Origin of the sequence: Proteus sp. G2675 (assembly GCF_963886535.1) — a bacterium.
Taxonomy (GTDB): domain Bacteria; phylum Pseudomonadota; class Gammaproteobacteria; order Enterobacterales; family Enterobacteriaceae; genus Proteus; species Proteus mirabilis.
Map to the genome: position 1 here is coordinate 30,121 of NZ_CAWPCB010000028.1, position 15,357 is coordinate 45,477.

17 protein-coding genes and 1 tRNA gene are annotated in these 15,357 nt (G+C 36.5%); 9 read left to right on the forward strand and 9 right to left on the reverse strand.

Features of this window, described 5'->3' with window-relative positions; translation table 11 throughout:
* Positions 1 to 127: 127 nt before the first annotated feature.
* Both ompA and sulA read right to left on the reverse strand, forming a co-directional pair.
* Positions 128 to 1,216, reverse strand: coding sequence for a porin OmpA (ompA, locus tag AACQ49_RS07455; RefSeq protein ID WP_004247686.1), 1,089 nt, complete (start codon positions 1,214 to 1,216; stop codon positions 128 to 130).
* A gap of 348 nt (positions 1,217 to 1,564) precedes the next feature.
* Complete coding sequence (gene sulA / locus AACQ49_RS07460) at positions 1,565 to 2,119, reverse strand: SOS-induced cell division inhibitor SulA (protein ID WP_004247687.1); 555 nt, start codon at positions 2,117 to 2,119, stop codon at positions 1,565 to 1,567.
* A gap of 226 nt (positions 2,120 to 2,345) precedes the next feature.
* On the opposite strand from sulA, the gene AACQ49_RS07465 reads away from it, so the two are divergent.
* On the forward strand, positions 2,346 to 2,960 hold the full coding sequence (locus AACQ49_RS07465) for a TfoX/Sxy family DNA transformation protein (RefSeq protein WP_004251927.1): 615 nt from the start codon (positions 2,346 to 2,348) through the stop codon (positions 2,958 to 2,960).
* 129 nt (positions 2,961 to 3,089) lie between these two features.
* Here the strand turns inward: AACQ49_RS07465 and yccS are convergent, their stop codons facing one another.
* Entirely contained in the window at positions 3,090 to 5,264 is a 2,175-nt protein-coding gene (gene yccS / locus AACQ49_RS07470; protein WP_004247689.1) for a YccS family putative transporter, read from the reverse strand.
* A gap of 115 nt (positions 5,265 to 5,379) precedes the next feature.
* Here yccS and helD point away from each other — a divergent pair, with 115 nt between their 5' ends.
* Complete coding sequence (helD, locus tag AACQ49_RS07475; protein ID WP_071425906.1) at positions 5,380 to 7,431, forward strand: DNA helicase IV; 2,052 nt, start codon at positions 5,380 to 5,382, stop codon at positions 7,429 to 7,431.
* A gap of 4 nt (positions 7,432 to 7,435) precedes the next feature.
* Here the strand turns inward: helD and AACQ49_RS07480 are convergent, their stop codons facing one another.
* Positions 7,436 to 7,894: a methylglyoxal synthase gene (locus AACQ49_RS07480; RefSeq protein WP_004244689.1), complete on the reverse strand. Its 459-nt coding sequence runs from the start codon at positions 7,892 to 7,894 to the stop codon at positions 7,436 to 7,438.
* Between the two features lie 139 nt (positions 7,895 to 8,033).
* Between AACQ49_RS07480 and AACQ49_RS07485 the strand changes: the two genes are divergently transcribed.
* Positions 8,034 to 8,447, forward strand: a complete 414-nt coding sequence (locus tag AACQ49_RS07485) for a CoA-binding protein (RefSeq protein ID WP_004247691.1) — start codon at positions 8,034 to 8,036, stop codon at positions 8,445 to 8,447.
* 64 nt (positions 8,448 to 8,511) lie between these two features.
* On the opposite strand, the gene hspQ is transcribed toward AACQ49_RS07485, so the two are convergent.
* Positions 8,512 to 8,832: a heat shock protein HspQ gene (gene hspQ / locus AACQ49_RS07490; protein ID WP_004244691.1), complete on the reverse strand. Its 321-nt coding sequence runs from the start codon at positions 8,830 to 8,832 to the stop codon at positions 8,512 to 8,514.
* 199 nt (positions 8,833 to 9,031) lie between these two features.
* Between hspQ and AACQ49_RS07495 the strand changes: the two genes are divergently transcribed.
* Positions 9,032 to 9,316, forward strand: a complete 285-nt coding sequence (locus tag AACQ49_RS07495) for an acylphosphatase (protein WP_004244692.1) — start codon at positions 9,032 to 9,034, stop codon at positions 9,314 to 9,316.
* Positions 9,317 to 9,318: 2 nt separating this feature from the next.
* Here AACQ49_RS07495 and tusE read toward each other — a convergent pair whose 3' ends face one another.
* A complete protein-coding gene (tusE, locus tag AACQ49_RS07500) occupies positions 9,319 to 9,648 on the reverse strand; it encodes a sulfurtransferase TusE (protein WP_004244693.1) in 330 nt (109 codons plus the stop codon).
* 180 nt (positions 9,649 to 9,828) lie between these two features.
* Between tusE and AACQ49_RS07505 the strand changes: the two genes are divergently transcribed.
* Positions 9,829 to 9,916 (forward strand) — tRNA-Ser (locus AACQ49_RS07505).
* 193 nt (positions 9,917 to 10,109) lie between these two features.
* Positions 10,110 to 10,640: a GNAT family N-acetyltransferase gene (locus AACQ49_RS07510; RefSeq protein ID WP_004247783.1), complete on the forward strand. Its 531-nt coding sequence runs from the start codon at positions 10,110 to 10,112 to the stop codon at positions 10,638 to 10,640.
* Positions 10,641 to 10,874: 234 nt separating this feature from the next.
* Here the strand turns inward: AACQ49_RS07510 and AACQ49_RS07515 are convergent, their stop codons facing one another.
* Both AACQ49_RS07515 and AACQ49_RS07520 read right to left on the reverse strand, forming a co-directional pair.
* The gene (locus tag AACQ49_RS07515; protein ID WP_004251914.1) at positions 10,875 to 11,219 is read right to left on the reverse strand and encodes a DUF1869 domain-containing protein; all 345 of its coding nucleotides are present in this window, start codon (positions 11,217 to 11,219) and stop codon (positions 10,875 to 10,877) included.
* Positions 11,220 to 11,221: 2 nt separating this feature from the next.
* On the reverse strand, positions 11,222 to 11,554 hold the full coding sequence (locus AACQ49_RS07520; protein WP_004247785.1) for a DUF1971 domain-containing protein: 333 nt from the start codon (positions 11,552 to 11,554) through the stop codon (positions 11,222 to 11,224).
* Between the two features lie 355 nt (positions 11,555 to 11,909).
* Between AACQ49_RS07520 and cbpA the strand changes: the two genes are divergently transcribed.
* The 3 genes from cbpA (at position 11,910) to yafC (ending at position 14,200) form a co-directional block, all read left to right on the forward strand.
* Entirely contained in the window at positions 11,910 to 12,854 is a 945-nt protein-coding gene (gene cbpA / locus AACQ49_RS07525) for a curved DNA-binding protein (RefSeq protein WP_004247010.1), read from the forward strand.
* The gene (gene cbpM, locus AACQ49_RS07530) at positions 12,854 to 13,159 is read left to right on the forward strand and encodes a chaperone modulator CbpM (RefSeq protein WP_004247011.1); all 306 of its coding nucleotides are present in this window, start codon (positions 12,854 to 12,856) and stop codon (positions 13,157 to 13,159) included. The genes cbpA and cbpM overlap by 1 nt, the downstream gene beginning before the upstream one ends.
* A 144-nt stretch (positions 13,160 to 13,303) precedes the next feature.
* The gene (yafC, locus tag AACQ49_RS07535; RefSeq protein WP_004251908.1) at positions 13,304 to 14,200 is read left to right on the forward strand and encodes a DNA-binding transcriptional regulator YafC; all 897 of its coding nucleotides are present in this window, start codon (positions 13,304 to 13,306) and stop codon (positions 14,198 to 14,200) included.
* A 56-nt stretch (positions 14,201 to 14,256) separates the two neighbouring features.
* On the opposite strand, the gene dkgB is transcribed toward yafC, so the two are convergent.
* Positions 14,257 to 15,060 carry a 2,5-didehydrogluconate reductase DkgB gene (dkgB, locus tag AACQ49_RS07540; protein ID WP_004247787.1) on the reverse strand — a complete coding sequence of 268 codons (804 nt, stop codon included), beginning with the start codon at positions 15,058 to 15,060 and terminating at the stop codon, positions 14,257 to 14,259.
* Positions 15,061 to 15,357 lie beyond the last annotated feature (297 nt).

Below are 15,357 nucleotides of genomic sequence, written 5' to 3' on the forward strand. Positions count from 1 at the left end.
TATAGCGTTAACTTAAGAGGTATAGAGAATATCTCTGCTAATTATTTAAAGTCATCATCAAAAGAAAAACCCTGCCGAAGCAGGGTTTTTTTAGAATTCATTACAGTAGATGTTTCTACTATTTGAATTATTGACCAGGTTGAACAACAACTTCAGTTGTACCTTGGATTTCGATTTCTACACGACGGTCTGGCGCTAAGCAATCGATCAGAGCTGCACGAGCTTTGATGTTGTCACAAGTGTTGCCAGTTACTGGGTTTTCTTTACCACGACCTTCTGCAGAGATGCTGTTTGCAGGAATACCTTTAGATACTAGGTAATCAACTACAGATTGAGCACGTTTTTCTGACAGAGGCAGGTTGTAGTTTTGAGAACCGATACGGTCAGTGTAACCGATAACTACGACACGACCTTGAGTTGGGTCGATGTTAGCTAATTCGTTGTACAGACCATTCAGTGCTTCTTGACCTTCAGCTTTCAGAGAAGATTTGTTGTAGTTGAACAGAACGTCTGAACGCAGAGTAAAGGTTTTGTTCTCAACAACTGGAGCTGGAGCAACTACTGGAGCTGGCTCAACAACTGGAGCTGGAGTTTCTTGGTTGAAACGGTAAGCAACACCAACACTCAGCATACCATTGTCTGGACGAGCGTTCAGAGTACCTTTATCACCGATGTTGTTGATCCACTGATACTCAAGACGAGTAGCAATGTTAGGAGTGATCGCGTATTCAGTACCTAATGCGAATACTGGAGAAACGCCAGTATCATTTTCAGAGAAACGTTTTTGAGTTCCTGCTGAAGTTGCATTAATAGTTGCAGTTGAATCTGCACGCCATACCATACCACCTAAACGTGTATAAACGTCTAAGTCATCCATTACTGGATAGCTTAATTTAGTGGTTAATTGGATACCTTGAGCTTTGAATGCACCGTTGTTGTATGAACCTTTATAAGCCATACGACCTAACCAGTCATAACCCAGTTCAAAACCTAAGTATTGGTTGTACTGATAACCAGCAAATGCACCAGCACCAATTTGGTCTTTGTGTGTGCTACCGTTACCGATATTCACGCCGTCCCAATTGTTACCAGTACTTTGATACTGAGACCAACCTAATTTACCACCGGTATACCAAGTATTGTCTTTTGGAGCTGCTTGCGCTGCAGTTGCGAAAGCTGCCACTGCCACTGCTAATGCGATAGCTGTCTTTTTCATTTTACGCCTCGTTATCATCCAAGTTAGGCATTTGGCTTTAAGCCTTATTATTTGCCCTTGGTTAAATTATTGTTAGGAATTCGATGCTTTCATCAAATGATGATCCCCAAAAACGGGATTTAAAGCATAACCTTAACGATATAAAGTCTACAATGAACTTAAAAAGTTACAAGTATCCCTTTAAAATTCGACTTAAAATTTTAAAAAGATCGGCCGTTATTCACAATAAGAATTATTCTATATTTTTGTTAAATTTCTTGTAACCATATGATTTAAGTTACAATTGATTATGACTTATCTTAAATGATAATGTTGCGTTATGAGTATTAGGAAAACTCTTAAATTTCACTAATGGTAGTGATTCGAATGAATTTTTATCGAGTTTAAATGTCGTTTAGAGGAATTATTGTTTTCTATTTGGATATGATTACTGTTTTGTTGTCGCATGATAAAACCTAACGCTTTACCGATGCTGGCAGCATATTCTAATCTTTTCATCTCTTCTGACGATATTTCTGGTAACCAACCCAATACTACACTGTAGTTTCCACTTAGTAGCGCTTTCTCCATTAATTCCACAGTATTAATTGAATCAACATGATTGAGTTGAATGATTTTATTCAGGGGTAAGCCGGTTTCTTTTAACCAACTACGATTTAATTTTTGTTGTGGACTTAACCACAGTAACCAACGTGATTCATGGCTATACTGTTTTAACAGAGGTAGTAAGATGTGGTTAATCATCAAGGGATTTTGGTAAAGAAGTTCACTTACCATGCCTTGTCTATTATCGGGCATTGTTGTTGTAATTGCATCGGAGGCCATAGAGAGAGGTAATACCTCAGTAGAGATCTCTTGGAAAAGGCCATTTTGTCTTGCCAAAGATGATGTTGAGAGTTTCATATTTACCTCGTTCAATATGTACTGTATGTATATACAGTATACCTGAGTTTCACTTAAATCAAGATCAATTTTTTGAAAGTTGCTCTCAAAATTTATGTAAATTCATATTTTTGAGCGGGTAACTATTGGCAAAAAAAGGACATTTATTTATTGTCTTAACCATCAAGAATACAGTCATATATTTGAATTTTAAGATAAAAAATATTTTTTGTGGTTTGGAGATCTGATGTCAATTTTACCTGAGCAAAGGAAGGCTCATTTATTATCGCGCGTAGCGGAATATGGAAAGTTAAGTAAGAAGTCTCAATTTGGCGGTTATAGCTTAATGGTTGATGAGGTTATCTTTGCGATTACTGCTGATAATGAATTTTATTTAAAAGGGAGTGGTTTTGTTGAAACACTCTATAAAGCAAACAACATGGATGCATACGTCTATCTAAAAAAAGGTATCCCCATTACATTGCGCTATTATCGTATTACGCAAGCAATATGGCGTAATAGCGCTAAGCTCAATCAATATATCGATTTTGCATATCACTATAGTACTCAGGAGTTTTTAGGGCAGCAAAAGCAGCCTCGTCGTATCAAAGATTTACCCAACTTGGGCATAGCATTAGAGAAAAAGCTGAATCAAGTTGGGATTAACCGTATCGAGGAATTACGTACGATCGGTGCGAAGGCATGTTATTTAAAACTGATTGCGCAACCTAAGCAAGGAAATAGCGACTTATTGCTTGCGTTAGCAGGTGCTATTGTTGGCTGTCATCGCTCTGTGTTACCTAGTCAATTAAAAATGGAATTGTTAAATTGGTATAAAGAGTTATCCGTTAAATCCTATTAAACTACAGTACTCGTACTTGAGTACATTAGAATGAACAGGAATAACGGAATAAGAGCAAACTTAAGCCAATAGAGTCTGTTATTTTCTCTAAGGTTCTAATAGAAATTAGAGAAAATAACTTTTTATCCATCAAGCTGTAGCTAATTTATCTTTATCGTTTTGCCATTCTGTTTGCTCAATTAGCTCAATGCAATTGACAATTTGTGGCAATAAATCCAGTAACAAGCGTATTTGCGTTAACACTAATTGAATACGGGCGTTATCTGAACTTGGTTGTGCATTAACACGTGCGATAAGTTGATCGTGAGATTGTATAAAATCATTATCTTGTGGTTTTTTACGTCTCAACGCTGAATCAATATAACAGACAGTATCATTAAGCAGGGTGAGTACTGCTTCATCTTCAATTTTGCAACGATGAACACCTAACGCTGAAATATAGCTCAGTAAAGTATGATTTAAACACAGTAATTTAAATGCTTCTTCTTGAGAGGTTTGAAAGCTTTTAGGCTCTGATGACATATTAGAAATTAAAGATGCTAACTCACCATCACTGCTATGTGCATTACGGCGTGCAATACGATAATTAACGCTATTATCTCTTCCTTGATAATACTGAATGAGGATCGCATCAAGATAGTAGCAGTTATTGGTCATGGTTTTTTGGATGAGCAATGGCAACTGACGGAACTTCCAATCCGGCCAAATAAAACTGACTGCGAACCAGGCAATGGCACATCCAATTAACGTATCAATGATCCGCGGTAGTGCGACATCATAGCCTTCACCTAATAAATTAAAACTCAATAAAACGAGTAGGGTAATAAACAAAGTGGCATGAGCGTATTGTACGGTTCGGAAAGCAAAAAAGAGCGTACCTGTCACAACAATAAGCACTAATTGACCTTCGATGGAAGGCACAAAATAGAGAATAGGGAAACCAATTAAAATACCAATAATAGTGCCACTGACCCGTAATGTTAATCGTCTACGTGTCGCATTATAGTTAGGCTGACAGACAAACAAACTGGTTAATAAAATCCAGTATCCTCGATGCAAATCAAAAAACTGGATGATCACATAACCTATACATAAGACAAGTGACATTCGTACTGCATGTCTAAATAGAGCTGATTTTGGTGTTAAGTGACCTTTTATTCTTAGCACGATATCTCGCCACCCAGTAAGCCCTTCATCAGATAACTGAGTTTCTTCTTTTTGGTCATGAGAGATTTGATATTGCTCTGTACTAATACTTTTTAATAAAGCATCGATGCCCTGTAAGTTTTGTAATAAATTATAGAGTGGCGCAATAATTTGTGGATCAGAAGTACTGTTTTTTACATTATTAAGTGCATTTTCTAAATGAGTGATTGCACGTTCAAAATGAGGATTATGTTGGTACTTTTTATGCCAAAGAATAGATTGAGCGACTTGTTCGCAGGCTCTTGCTTGCATTGACAGTAAGCGCTGAAAGCGGAAAAGGACATCACTGTGGCGTAATCTATCACTCAGTAATTGATATTGAATATGAGAAGAGCTGGCCCGTTCATGAATATCTTGAGCCACAAAGTAATAATGCAATGTGAAACGACTGCTACGCTGGCCCCTATCACCTTTTAAACGGCTTAGTAATGTTAGTTTAGTTTGGCTCATTGCCTCAATTAACTGATTATTAGCCAATGCCAAGTTATACAGTAATTGCTGTTGATCACCTTCAATATCGGGATCAAATAATGCGGCCTTGGCTTCTAGATAAGCGGAAAGCTGCTGATAATAACGCGTAAGGCTATCTTGAACGGGACGAATAGGGAAAAGTAGGTGACCAATTAAGGTAAGCAAATTATACCAAATCGCGCCTAAAAGGAGCCAAATAGGTTGTTCATGCCATTCTGGGAAAATCGGCATACCTAACATGGTATAAATAGCGATTAATAGCGCACCAAAGGCGATGGTAGCATAACGCTGACCCAAGGCGCCTAATAAAATAAACCCCCAAGTGGAGATAGCAAGACCACAAAAGAATAAAATAGGGTAAGGGTAGAGTAATCCGATGGATGTTGATGCTAATAAGAAACAACATAAGGTGATCACAAGGTTTCTTAAGCGGCCCACAAGCCTATCATCTAAGTCAGTTAATGCGGCTGCGACAACACCTAATGTAAGAGGTATAGTATATTTTGGTTCTTGTCCTAAAGCCCATGGAAATAAAGTCGTTCCCGTAAGTGCGATTATTATGCGAATATAATATAAAAAGTGGCTATTATAGATAAATCGGCGGGCGCCATTAAACAAATTGAACACAAAAAGCCCTTAAATAAACAAGATGGAGATAATTACCTCTTAGAATATAGGGTTTATTACAGATAAAAAAGAGTTTAACGACAGACTATTTGTTATTTATTGTAGGAATTACAGAATGGAACTGAAATCAACCCCAATGGGACAACGTTTAGCTCAGCATCCTTATAACAGGGTAAAATTGTTAAATGCGGGTATTGAGGTCAGTGGTGAAAAGCATCAATATTTAATTCCTTTTAATGAATTGATCGACATTTTTTGTAAAAAAGGCATTGTGTGGGGAGAGTTAGAGTTTTTACTGCCCGACAATAAAGTGGTTCGTTTGCATGGAACGGACTGGGAAGAAACGCAACAATTTTACCGCTATCTTTATCAAACTTGGCAAATATGGAGCCAAGAGATGAGTGAGATAACGGCGCAAGTACTTGAAAAGCAACTCTCTTCTATCCAAGATATAATTCAAAGCGATAAATGGATAAAACAAAACCAGTTAGCCGGTATTCAACAGGCTATCCAAGAAAGTTTTTCTGCTATTCCTCTTCCTCTGGAACGACTTGCTCAATTTGATAACTGTAAGGTGCATTATCAACGCTGTTTACAGTGGTTACAGCAAGGTAAGGCATTAATTGCGCAAGAAAATGAGCAATGGATCACCCGTATGTTGACAGAGCATGCGGAGTTTTTTACTACCATTGAAACATCGCCTTTAAATGAATCGCAATGTAAAGCCGTTATCAACGGTGAAGATAATATATTGGTATTAGCGGGTGCTGGTAGTGGTAAAACGTCGGTACTAGTGGCAAGAGCAGGGTGGTTGTTACGTCGTAAACTAGCAACCTCTGAACAAATTCTACTATTGGCTTTTGGACGTAAAGCCGCTGAAGAGATGAACCAACGTTTATCTGAGCGCTTAAACGCTGATATTACGGCGAAAACCTTTCATGCATTGGCATTATTTATTATCCAACAGTCAACTAAAAAACAACCCAAGATCAGCGAATTAGAAATCAATAGTGAAAAGAGAAGAACACTATTGTTAACGCAGTGGCGTGAGCAGTGTCAGCAGAAAAAAGCACAAGCGAAAGGCTGGCGTGAGTGGTTATCTGAAGAACTAGCATGGGATATCCCTGATGGGGAGTTTTGGTATGATAAAAAATTAGAAAATCAAGTTGCCGTAAGGTTAGAGCGGTGGATCAGTTTATTAAGAATGCAAGGTGGTAGCCAAAAAACAATGATTGATTCTGTGCCTGCAGAATATACGGATGCATTTAAAAAGTGTTTAAAACTATTAGCACCACTGTTAAAGGCATGGAAAACCGCATTAAAAGAAGAGAATGCCATTGATTTTTCAGGGCTATTACATCAAGCCATTAATCTGATAGAAAAAGGGCGTTTCGTCAGTCCTTGGAAACATATTCTGGTGGATGAATTCCAAGATATTTCACCACTAAGAGCAGCACTATTAAATGCGTTAAAACAACAAAATACACAAACTTCATTATTTGCAGTTGGTGATGACTGGCAAGCTATTTATCGCTTTAGTGGGGCTGAATTATTACTAACAACAGCGTTTCATCAATCTTTTGGTGATGGTGCTGAGTGTGCATTAGATACCACTTATCGTTTTAATTCGACTATAGGTGACGTTGCCAATACATTTATTCAACAAAATCCTAATCAATTAGCTAAGCCTTTAAATAGCTTAACAAAAGGTAATAAAAAAGCCGTTGTATTATTGCCGGATGATCAATTAGAAAGTTTATTAAATAAAATGAGTGGTTATGTCAGTGACGATGAAACGATCCTTTTATTAGCGCGTTATCATTACTTACAACCTGATTTATTGAAAAAGGCGAAAACGCGCTGGCCCAAATTAAAATTACAGTTTATGACTTTTCATGCTTCAAAAGGTCAACAAGCTGATTATGTGATTATATTAGGTTTACAATCGGGTAAAGACGGATTTCCAGCTCCGGCAAGAGAGTCGATTATAGAAACCGCTTTATTACCCCCTGTTGAAGACTATCCTGATGCTGAAGAGCGCCGATTAATGTATGTGGCATTAACAAGAGCAAAAAAACAAGTATGGTTATTATTTAATAAACAACAACCATCTTGTTTTGTGTCAGAGTTAAAATCTCAAGGTGTCCCTACGCAAAAAAAACCATAAGGCATTATTTTAAACGTTCTTTTAAATAACCTTCATAGTCGGGAATTTTAATTTTTGACTCTTGTGAAAAAAGAGGGGACGAAATAAGAAAATTAGCCGTCGCACGATTGGTTGCTACGGGAATATTCCAAACTGTTGCTAGGCGTAACAGCGCTTTCACATCTGGATCATGAGGAACGGCATTGAGTGGATCCCAAAAGAAAATAAGAATATCAATTTTCTTTTCTGCGATCATAGCACCAATTTGTTGATCACCGCCCATGGGGCCACTTAACATCTGAGTGACCTCTAATCCTGTATGGTGATTAACCAGATTTCCTGTTGTTCCTGTGGCAAATAACTTATGGTGAGAAAGCTGTTCACTGTTGTTTTTAACCCATTCAAGCAATGAGCTTTTACAGTGATCATGTGCAACTAACGCAATATTTTTTTCTGTGGCGAGTGTGCGGTCAATTTGTTCCATTTGCTACCTTTAAAAATAAATACAGTTATTATTCCAGTTGTCAACATACCTTTTTTTTATCTTACAAGCTATGAGCGGAACAAGATACTATGATGTATCATAAGATTTTCAATCTTCCTGCTGATAACGGAGCATATAAATGGTTGATTCAGAGATTTATGACATTCTAAGAAGTGTCAAAACAATTGCACTGGTTGGTGCAAGTCATAAAGAAGATCGCCCTAGTTATAAAGTCATGAAATTCTTATTAGAGCAAGGCTATGAGGTGATCCCCGTTAATCCGGGTATGGCAGGGGAAACAATATTAGGCCAGCAATGTTATGGTCATTTGCAAGATATTCCTGTGGCGATTGATATGGTAGATGTATTTCGTCAATCAGCAGCAGCGCTCGAGATTGCCAAAGAAGCGATTAAAATTAATGCTAAAGTTTTATGGTTACAGATAGGTGTGATCAATGAAGAAGCAAAAGCATTAGCTGAACAATCGGGGTTGCGTGTGGTTATGGATCGCTGTCCTAAAAAAGAGATAGAAGCCCACGGATTGCCTTGGTAATAGGCAGAGTAAAATCGCCGAAATGTATTCGGCGATTATCATTAAGGTTAAGAATGGAAGAAAATTAGTTTCTTAATCGCGGAGCCTGTAATTGGTTGCGGATTGATTGTGACAACTCATCCATTGAGTCATTATCTAAATGCTCATCTGAGAGTTCATAAGTTATTTGAGCTTCAGCTAAATAGGTATGAACCGGCTGTCCTTCATCATCTTCCATGACAACATGATACCAAGGCGCTGATCGCAAGGTCATATTAGATGCAATATCATCCTCGTTAGGTTGATCAAGGGAATATTCAGCATCCACATCAACAACTACACCTAAATAACCGAGTAGTTTATGTCTAACCTGCTGGCCTATTCCAAATTTGCTGGCGATCATCATTTATCACCTCCGTAAAACCTTGCTTTAATAATTTCTGTATATGAGGGCATAAAGTGAAATTTCAAGGTGTAACAAAATTAAACACGTCGTTATCCAGTGTAAATGCAAACCTCACAAAATCAGATTATCTATTGTATAAAGAAAAGACAACAATCTTATCGGAATTTTTGCGTTACATATAAGTTTGGAGGGTAGGTAAATGAAGGTTGGTAGAGAATATATTATTCAAGGTCGTGTACAAGGTGTCGGTTTCCGCTTTCATACTTATCAATGGATGAAAAAGCAGCCTATTACGGGTTATGTGTGGAATCGTGATGATGGCAGTGTGGGGATCAGAGCTTTTGCTGAAGAGCAGGTACTGAGAAAAATAGAAGATTGGTTGGCTGCTGGAGGACCAATAGGGAGTAAGATTGTATTCTGGTCGGCAACACCATGCCAATATGAAGAAATGGCAGACTTTTCAATCCGCCATTATGCATCTTAGTATTAAATACATTTGACAGGTTTAGGTAAGCCCGCGAGCTTCGTTGCCTGTTTAGCAGGACCTTTAGGGAATAAGCGATATAGATAACGGCTATTGCCTTTTTCATCGCCATATTTTTGTGCTAATGCTTTCACTAACATTCGGATCGCCGGTGAGGTATTAAATTCTAAATAAAACTGGCGCACAAAACGGATAATTTCCCAATGTTGCTCTGTGAGTTCAATTTCTTCAAGTTCAGCTAATATTGGCACCATCTCTTCGGTCCATTCATTGCTGTTTTTTAAATAACCGTGACTATCTGTCTCGATTTGTTGTCCGTTAAATACAAACATGTGTTTCTAACCAATCAAAAATAATCATTTAATTTAGCAAAAATAACCGCAATACCCAAGTCTAATGCGTAAATCGTTGATAAATTAAGCTGTTAAATCAAAGGGCGTTTAAAATTACGCCAAACAAGACAATAAGGGCTTTACAATATAAGCGTGGATGTTTATATTGCTCCCCATTGCGGAGGGGTGGCCGAGCGGCTGAAGGCAGCGGTCTTGAAAACCGCCGATGGGAAACCATCCGAGAGTTCGAATCTCTCCTCCTCCGCCATCTCAATGTCTCCTAACATCTCCTGAAGTCTCCTTAACTTCCTTTGAACCACTAAAAACAAATTTCCTAGTCAACAGTTTTATTCATAATTATTTAAATTTCTGTTTGTATAAAGAGTATTGAGCATTATTGTAACCTCTAAATATTTCGAATAGATTATGGTTGAATATATTTACGACTGGGAACACTCAATATGATGATTTATTGTTATGATGACAAAATAAGTGAAATTAAAATAGAACAACTCACCAAATTGTTATATAGATGTGTCCTTGGTGGGGCAAGTGTTGGGTATACTGACGCAGAAACTCAAGTAGATGATATGAGAAATTATTGGCTTAGTGTTAATCACTCATTATCAACAAATACGTTTAAATTAATTACTGCAGTGATTGACGGACAAATAGTCGGTGTTGTTGGTCTTGAATTATGCACTAAACCGAATGGCAAACATCGTGGGGAGATTTGCAAACTATTAGTATCCCCTGATCATAGGCATAAAGGAATAGCACAGCAATTGATGCAAAAGGCTGAACAAATAGCATGGGAGAGAGGGATAACACTTTTAACTTTAGATACCATTACAAAAGGTATGACGGTGAGTCTATATCGCTTTCTTGGTTGGCAAGTTAGTGGTGAAATTCCTGAGTTTGCTCAAGCAGTTGATGGTAAGTTTGAGGCTACAACCATTATGTTTAAACTTAAGCCTGAGAGTAATAGTTAAATAAAAATAAGTTAATATCATTTTGCTATATATGATATTTTTCTAAATACACCAAAATAAGCCCCAGTCCTAGAGCTTATTTTTAAATTAACGATTAAAAAATTTAATTATTAACAATCGTTAATGTACTAAATGATGAATAAGATATTGTATTCATCATTTAGTAGCTTATTAACTCTATTTCCATTATAGAGTGTGATAGTGACTGCTTTAATTTGTTGATTAATTTTTAATTTACCAACCACAAACATTGGCTTCTTCATCCATATCATAACCACGGACGATATTGATTAAATCTTTAACCATTAGACTCGCCATATCAGGATCAAGTAAATCTTTTATCTCGCATTCTTTATCCACTGAAACACCATTATTTTTATTGGTGAGCGTTAAAGTTAGCGCTTGGGCTGAGAGATCTATTTTGCTCTTTAATTCGTTAGTTAATAACAAAATTTCTTTAGTGGCAACATCAGGAATATAAAGTATCTTAGGATTAAGGAAGATTTTCTCTGCTTTATCATCACTGTTATCACAAATAAGTGACAATAAATAACCTTTATTATCATTTTCCATAGTCATTTTTAACCTTCAGCAAGTATTTTGGGGTCAACATAAAAGTCGATATTAAATACGGTGTCTTCAGTTTGTGCTTCAATTCTGTGCCAAGTTTCTGGTGGAAATACACCAAACTCACCCTCCTTAATCACTAAGGTTTCGGTAGGCTTTGGGCTATATTGATCGGCATAGGCATAATAAATAATAGTGCCTTGCATCACGGATAATCTAGGGTATACCCCTTGCTGGGTGCCTTTGTCTAAATGTCTCTCCCAGATTGATTTAGGGGCTGTCTCCCTTGTCCAAAAAGGCGTTGTTCGTATATGAATATAGTTTGTGGGAATAATGATACGTTTCATTGCTTCTCCCTTATTATTGTCAGTTATTTTGTTGCTTTTTATCTTAGTGAAAATAAAAAACAGAGATAAATCACCTGATAAATTATTTCTTCGTTGACCAAAATTTACCGCCAATAAAGAAGTATTTCAAATGCAATTTAATGGTATTTAGATGATTAGTTATTCGATTTAGCTCTAACTATTTGTTTTTATTTATTTAAAAATATTTTAATAAATAAAAAAATTTTTAAGTTTAGCTTTCTAATAAGCTTAAATAGGGATTTATGAAACTTATTTTGGTTAACAAAAAAGCGTTCTCTGTCCTATAATCTATAGATGTAGGGTATTTAATGTTTAACATAATCGAGATATCACTATGGAATTAAAGGATTATTACGCCATTATGGGGGTAAAACCCACTGATGACATGAAAACAATTAAAACTGCTTATCGCCGTTTAGCGAAAAAATATCACCCAGATGTAAGTAAAGAGCCAGATGCTGAGGAGCGTTTTAAAGAAATAGCGCAAGCTTGGGAAATTCTTGGTGATGAACAGCGTAGAGCTGAATATGACGAACTTTGGGCTCACCGCAATGATCCGAAATTTAAACAATTTACACAGCACAACAATTCACATTCAAACCAACAAAGTTTTAGTCAGGAAGATTTTGATGATCTTTATGCTTCTTTCTTTGGTCAAGGTTCACCTTTTGAAGGGCGCCATTCACGTCAAGCACCTAGACAACGTGGACAAGATCTAGAAATTGAATTACCGGTTTTTCTTGAAGAAGCACAAGAAGAGCATAAGCGTACCATTAGCTATCATTTACCGGTTTATAATGTCTTTGGCATGATAGAGAAAGAAATTCCTAAGACCTTGAATGTCAAAATTCCTGCCGGTGTTGTTGATGGACAACGTATTCGTTTAAAAGGCCAAGGTACTGCTGGGGAGAATGGCGGAGAAAATGGTGATTTATGGCTAACTATCCGTATTGCACCTCATCCATTATTTGATGTAAAAGGGCATGATCTTGAAATTGTGGTTCCTATTGCACCTTGGGAAGCCGCATTAGGTACTAAAATTGCTATTCCTACACTTAAAGATAAAATTTTACTTACTATTCCTCCCGCTAGTCAGGCAGGTCAACGCCTGAGAATTAAAGGAAAAGGCTTAGTAAGCAAGCAAAAGAGTGGTGATCTCTATGCCATTTTGAAAGTCGTCATGCCACCTAAAGTGGATGAAAAAACACATTCATTATGGCAACAACTCGCCGAAGCCCAAGCCGATTATAATCCACGTAAAAACTGGGAGAATAAATAATGGCACAATTAACAACAATATTTACTATGACTGAGCTTTGTCATCATACTGGTGTTTCCAAAGAGGAACTTCAAGAAATTGTTGAATTAGGGGTTATTGAGCCTGTAGAAATTACCACACAGGAGTGGTTTTTCAATGATGATGCAGTTGTTGTTGTACATCGGGCGTTAAAACTTCATCGAGAGTTAGCATTGGATTGGCATGGTATTGCAATCGCCTTGACATTGTTGGATGAAAATGAACGATTAAAGCAAGATAATAAACAACTTCGACAACAGCTTATGCGCTTTATTAATAATGAATAAAGTGTCAGATAATATATCGCTAATTGCTTGAGAAAAACTAACTATAAAAATATAGAAATAATTTTTTAAAGCAATTAGCGTATATATTATATAATAAGAGTGATTCGTTATTAGGTTATTATTCACTCGTTTCTAAGGTCAATAATGAAAGCCACCTCAGAAGAAGTCCAAGTTTTTATTGCAGTGGTTGAAAGTGGTAGTTTTACACGTGCTGCAGAAAAATTAGCATTAGCCAATTCTGCTGTTAGTCGTACAGTAAAAAAACTTGAGTCAAAGCTAGGCGTTAATTTATTAAATCGGACTACGCGACAATTGAGTTTAACGGAAGAGGGGGAGCATTACTTTCATCGTATGCAAGTTATCTTGCAAGATATGAAATTAGCTGAAGATGAATTAATTAATACACAAAAAACACCACAGGGTCTATTACGTATTGATGCCGCAACGCCGGTTGTTTTGCATCTACTGGTGCCTTTTATTAAACAATTTCAGCAAAAATATCCTCAAATAACCCTCTCTTTAGTTTCATCTGAAACATTTATCAATCTTATTGAACGTAAAGTAGATATCGCGATTAGAGTCGGTAATTTAACGGATTCCAGTTTACGGGCAAAACCACTATTGAATAGTTATCGGAAAATCGTTGCGACCCCGGACTATCTCGCCCGTTATGGACAGCCTAAAATCGCAGAAGATCTGCTTGACCATACTTGTCTAACTTTTACTGAACCAGTATCACTAAACACATGGCCTATTGAGCGAGATAATGGACAATTATTAGAAGCTCCTATGGGAATATCGTCGAATAGTGGAGAAACGATAAGACAATTGTGTCTCGAAGGTAATGGTATTGCTTGCCTTTCCGATTTTATGGTGGTTAATGATATCGAAAATGGTCGATTTATCGAATTATTCCCCGATAAGCTGCAACCTATAGCTATGCCTTTTAATGCCGTTTATTATAGTGAAAAAGTGGTTAGCCAACGCATCCGTGTATTTATTGATTCTCTGAGTGAGTATATTGCTAAAAAAGTAGGTTAAGATATATAGGTGATAAAAATAATATCACCTATATTACGATTTAAATTGGTTAATCATTAATCCCAATGAGGCGCTAAACCTTCTGGGCTAACTAAACGATCATGACAATCTAACTTTGCAATCGCTTGTTTATCTTCACTATCCAATTTGATATTTACGCTGAGTAAATTACTGGCTAAATTTTCACGTTTTGTTGAAGATGGAATAACAGAATAACCTTCATTCATAGCCCAAGCTAAAATGATTTGTGCTGGTGTTGCATTGTGTTTTTTAGCAATGGTTTGTATTGTTTCATCTTTTAATGCTTTGCCGTAAGCTAGAGTCATATAAGATGTAATATGAATGCCATGCTGTTTAGCCCAATTTACCACTTTATGATTTTGTAAATAAGGTGATAATTCGATTTGGTTTGTTGCGATATTTTCAACACCAACGGCAGCAATAGCTTGTTCCATTAATGGAATGGTAAAATTTGAAATACCAATTTCTCGCGTTAATCCCATCTGTTTCGCAGCTAATAACTCTTGCATAAATTCTTTAACAGAAACTGCATCATTTGGTGATGGCCAATGTACTAGAGTTAAGTCAACATAATCTGTTTGTAAATCACTTAAGCTTTGTTTCAAGCTAGGAATTAATTTATCTTTACTTAAATTTTCTACCCAAATTTTTGTTGTGATGTAAAGCGCATCGCGAGATATACCACTTTCTGAAATAGCTTGTCCTATAGCAGCTTCATTTTCATAAATTTGTGCTGTATCAATAGCACGATAACCTAGTTCTAGTGCAGTTTTTACAGAATTTATAACCGCATCGTCTTTTAAACGAAAAGTACCAAGACCTAAAACGGGAACACTCATACATCTCTCCTGAAAATGGTAATAATAGTAGGGGAATTAAGTTGATATTTGTGACACCTTATTGGGTGTCTCATCGTCATGGTGGACAGTATAGTCTTTTTTATTGTTCTAAAAACAAGCTATAAAGCAAAAGACTTTTGTGATAAAAGCAATAATCAAATATATCATTTTATAGGGAATAAAAAGTTCTTGGTATAAACATAATTAAAAATAAAATAATAAATTTATAATTATATTTTAGGTAAATAAATACGTTTTTTTATTAACGATATATCATATGATTATATTTTAATACAC

Coding starts and splice junctions, on each gene's coding strand:
- ompA (WP_004247686.1), bottom strand. CDS start 1,216: ATGAAAAAGACAGCTATCGCATTAGCAGTGGCAGTGGCAGCTTTCGCA.
- sulA (WP_004247687.1), bottom strand. CDS start 2,119: ATGAAACTCTCAACATCATCTTTGGCAAGACAAAATGGCCTTTTCCAA.
- AACQ49_RS07465 (WP_004251927.1), top strand. CDS start 2,346: ATGTCAATTTTACCTGAGCAAAGGAAGGCTCATTTATTATCGCGCGTA.
- helD (WP_071425906.1), top strand. CDS start 5,380: ATGGAACTGAAATCAACCCCAATGGGACAACGTTTAGCTCAGCATCCT.
- AACQ49_RS07480 (WP_004244689.1), bottom strand. CDS start 7,894: ATGGAACAAATTGACCGCACACTCGCCACAGAAAAAAATATTGCGTTA.
- AACQ49_RS07485 (WP_004247691.1), top strand. CDS start 8,034: ATGGTTGATTCAGAGATTTATGACATTCTAAGAAGTGTCAAAACAATT.
- hspQ (WP_004244691.1), bottom strand. CDS start 8,832: ATGATGATCGCCAGCAAATTTGGAATAGGCCAGCAGGTTAGACATAAA.
- AACQ49_RS07495 (WP_004244692.1), top strand. CDS start 9,032: ATGAAGGTTGGTAGAGAATATATTATTCAAGGTCGTGTACAAGGTGTC.
- tusE (WP_004244693.1), bottom strand. CDS start 9,648: ATGTTTGTATTTAACGGACAACAAATCGAGACAGATAGTCACGGTTAT.
- AACQ49_RS07510 (WP_004247783.1), top strand. CDS start 10,110: ATGATGATTTATTGTTATGATGACAAAATAAGTGAAATTAAAATAGAA.
- AACQ49_RS07515 (WP_004251914.1), bottom strand. CDS start 11,219: ATGACTATGGAAAATGATAATAAAGGTTATTTATTGTCACTTATTTGT.
- AACQ49_RS07520 (WP_004247785.1), bottom strand. CDS start 11,554: ATGAAACGTATCATTATTCCCACAAACTATATTCATATACGAACAACG.
- cbpA (WP_004247010.1), top strand. CDS start 11,910: ATGGAATTAAAGGATTATTACGCCATTATGGGGGTAAAACCCACTGAT.
- cbpM (WP_004247011.1), top strand. CDS start 12,854: ATGGCACAATTAACAACAATATTTACTATGACTGAGCTTTGTCATCAT.
- yafC (WP_004251908.1), top strand. CDS start 13,304: ATGAAAGCCACCTCAGAAGAAGTCCAAGTTTTTATTGCAGTGGTTGAA.
- dkgB (WP_004247787.1), bottom strand. CDS start 15,060: ATGAGTGTTCCCGTTTTAGGTCTTGGTACTTTTCGTTTAAAAGACGAT.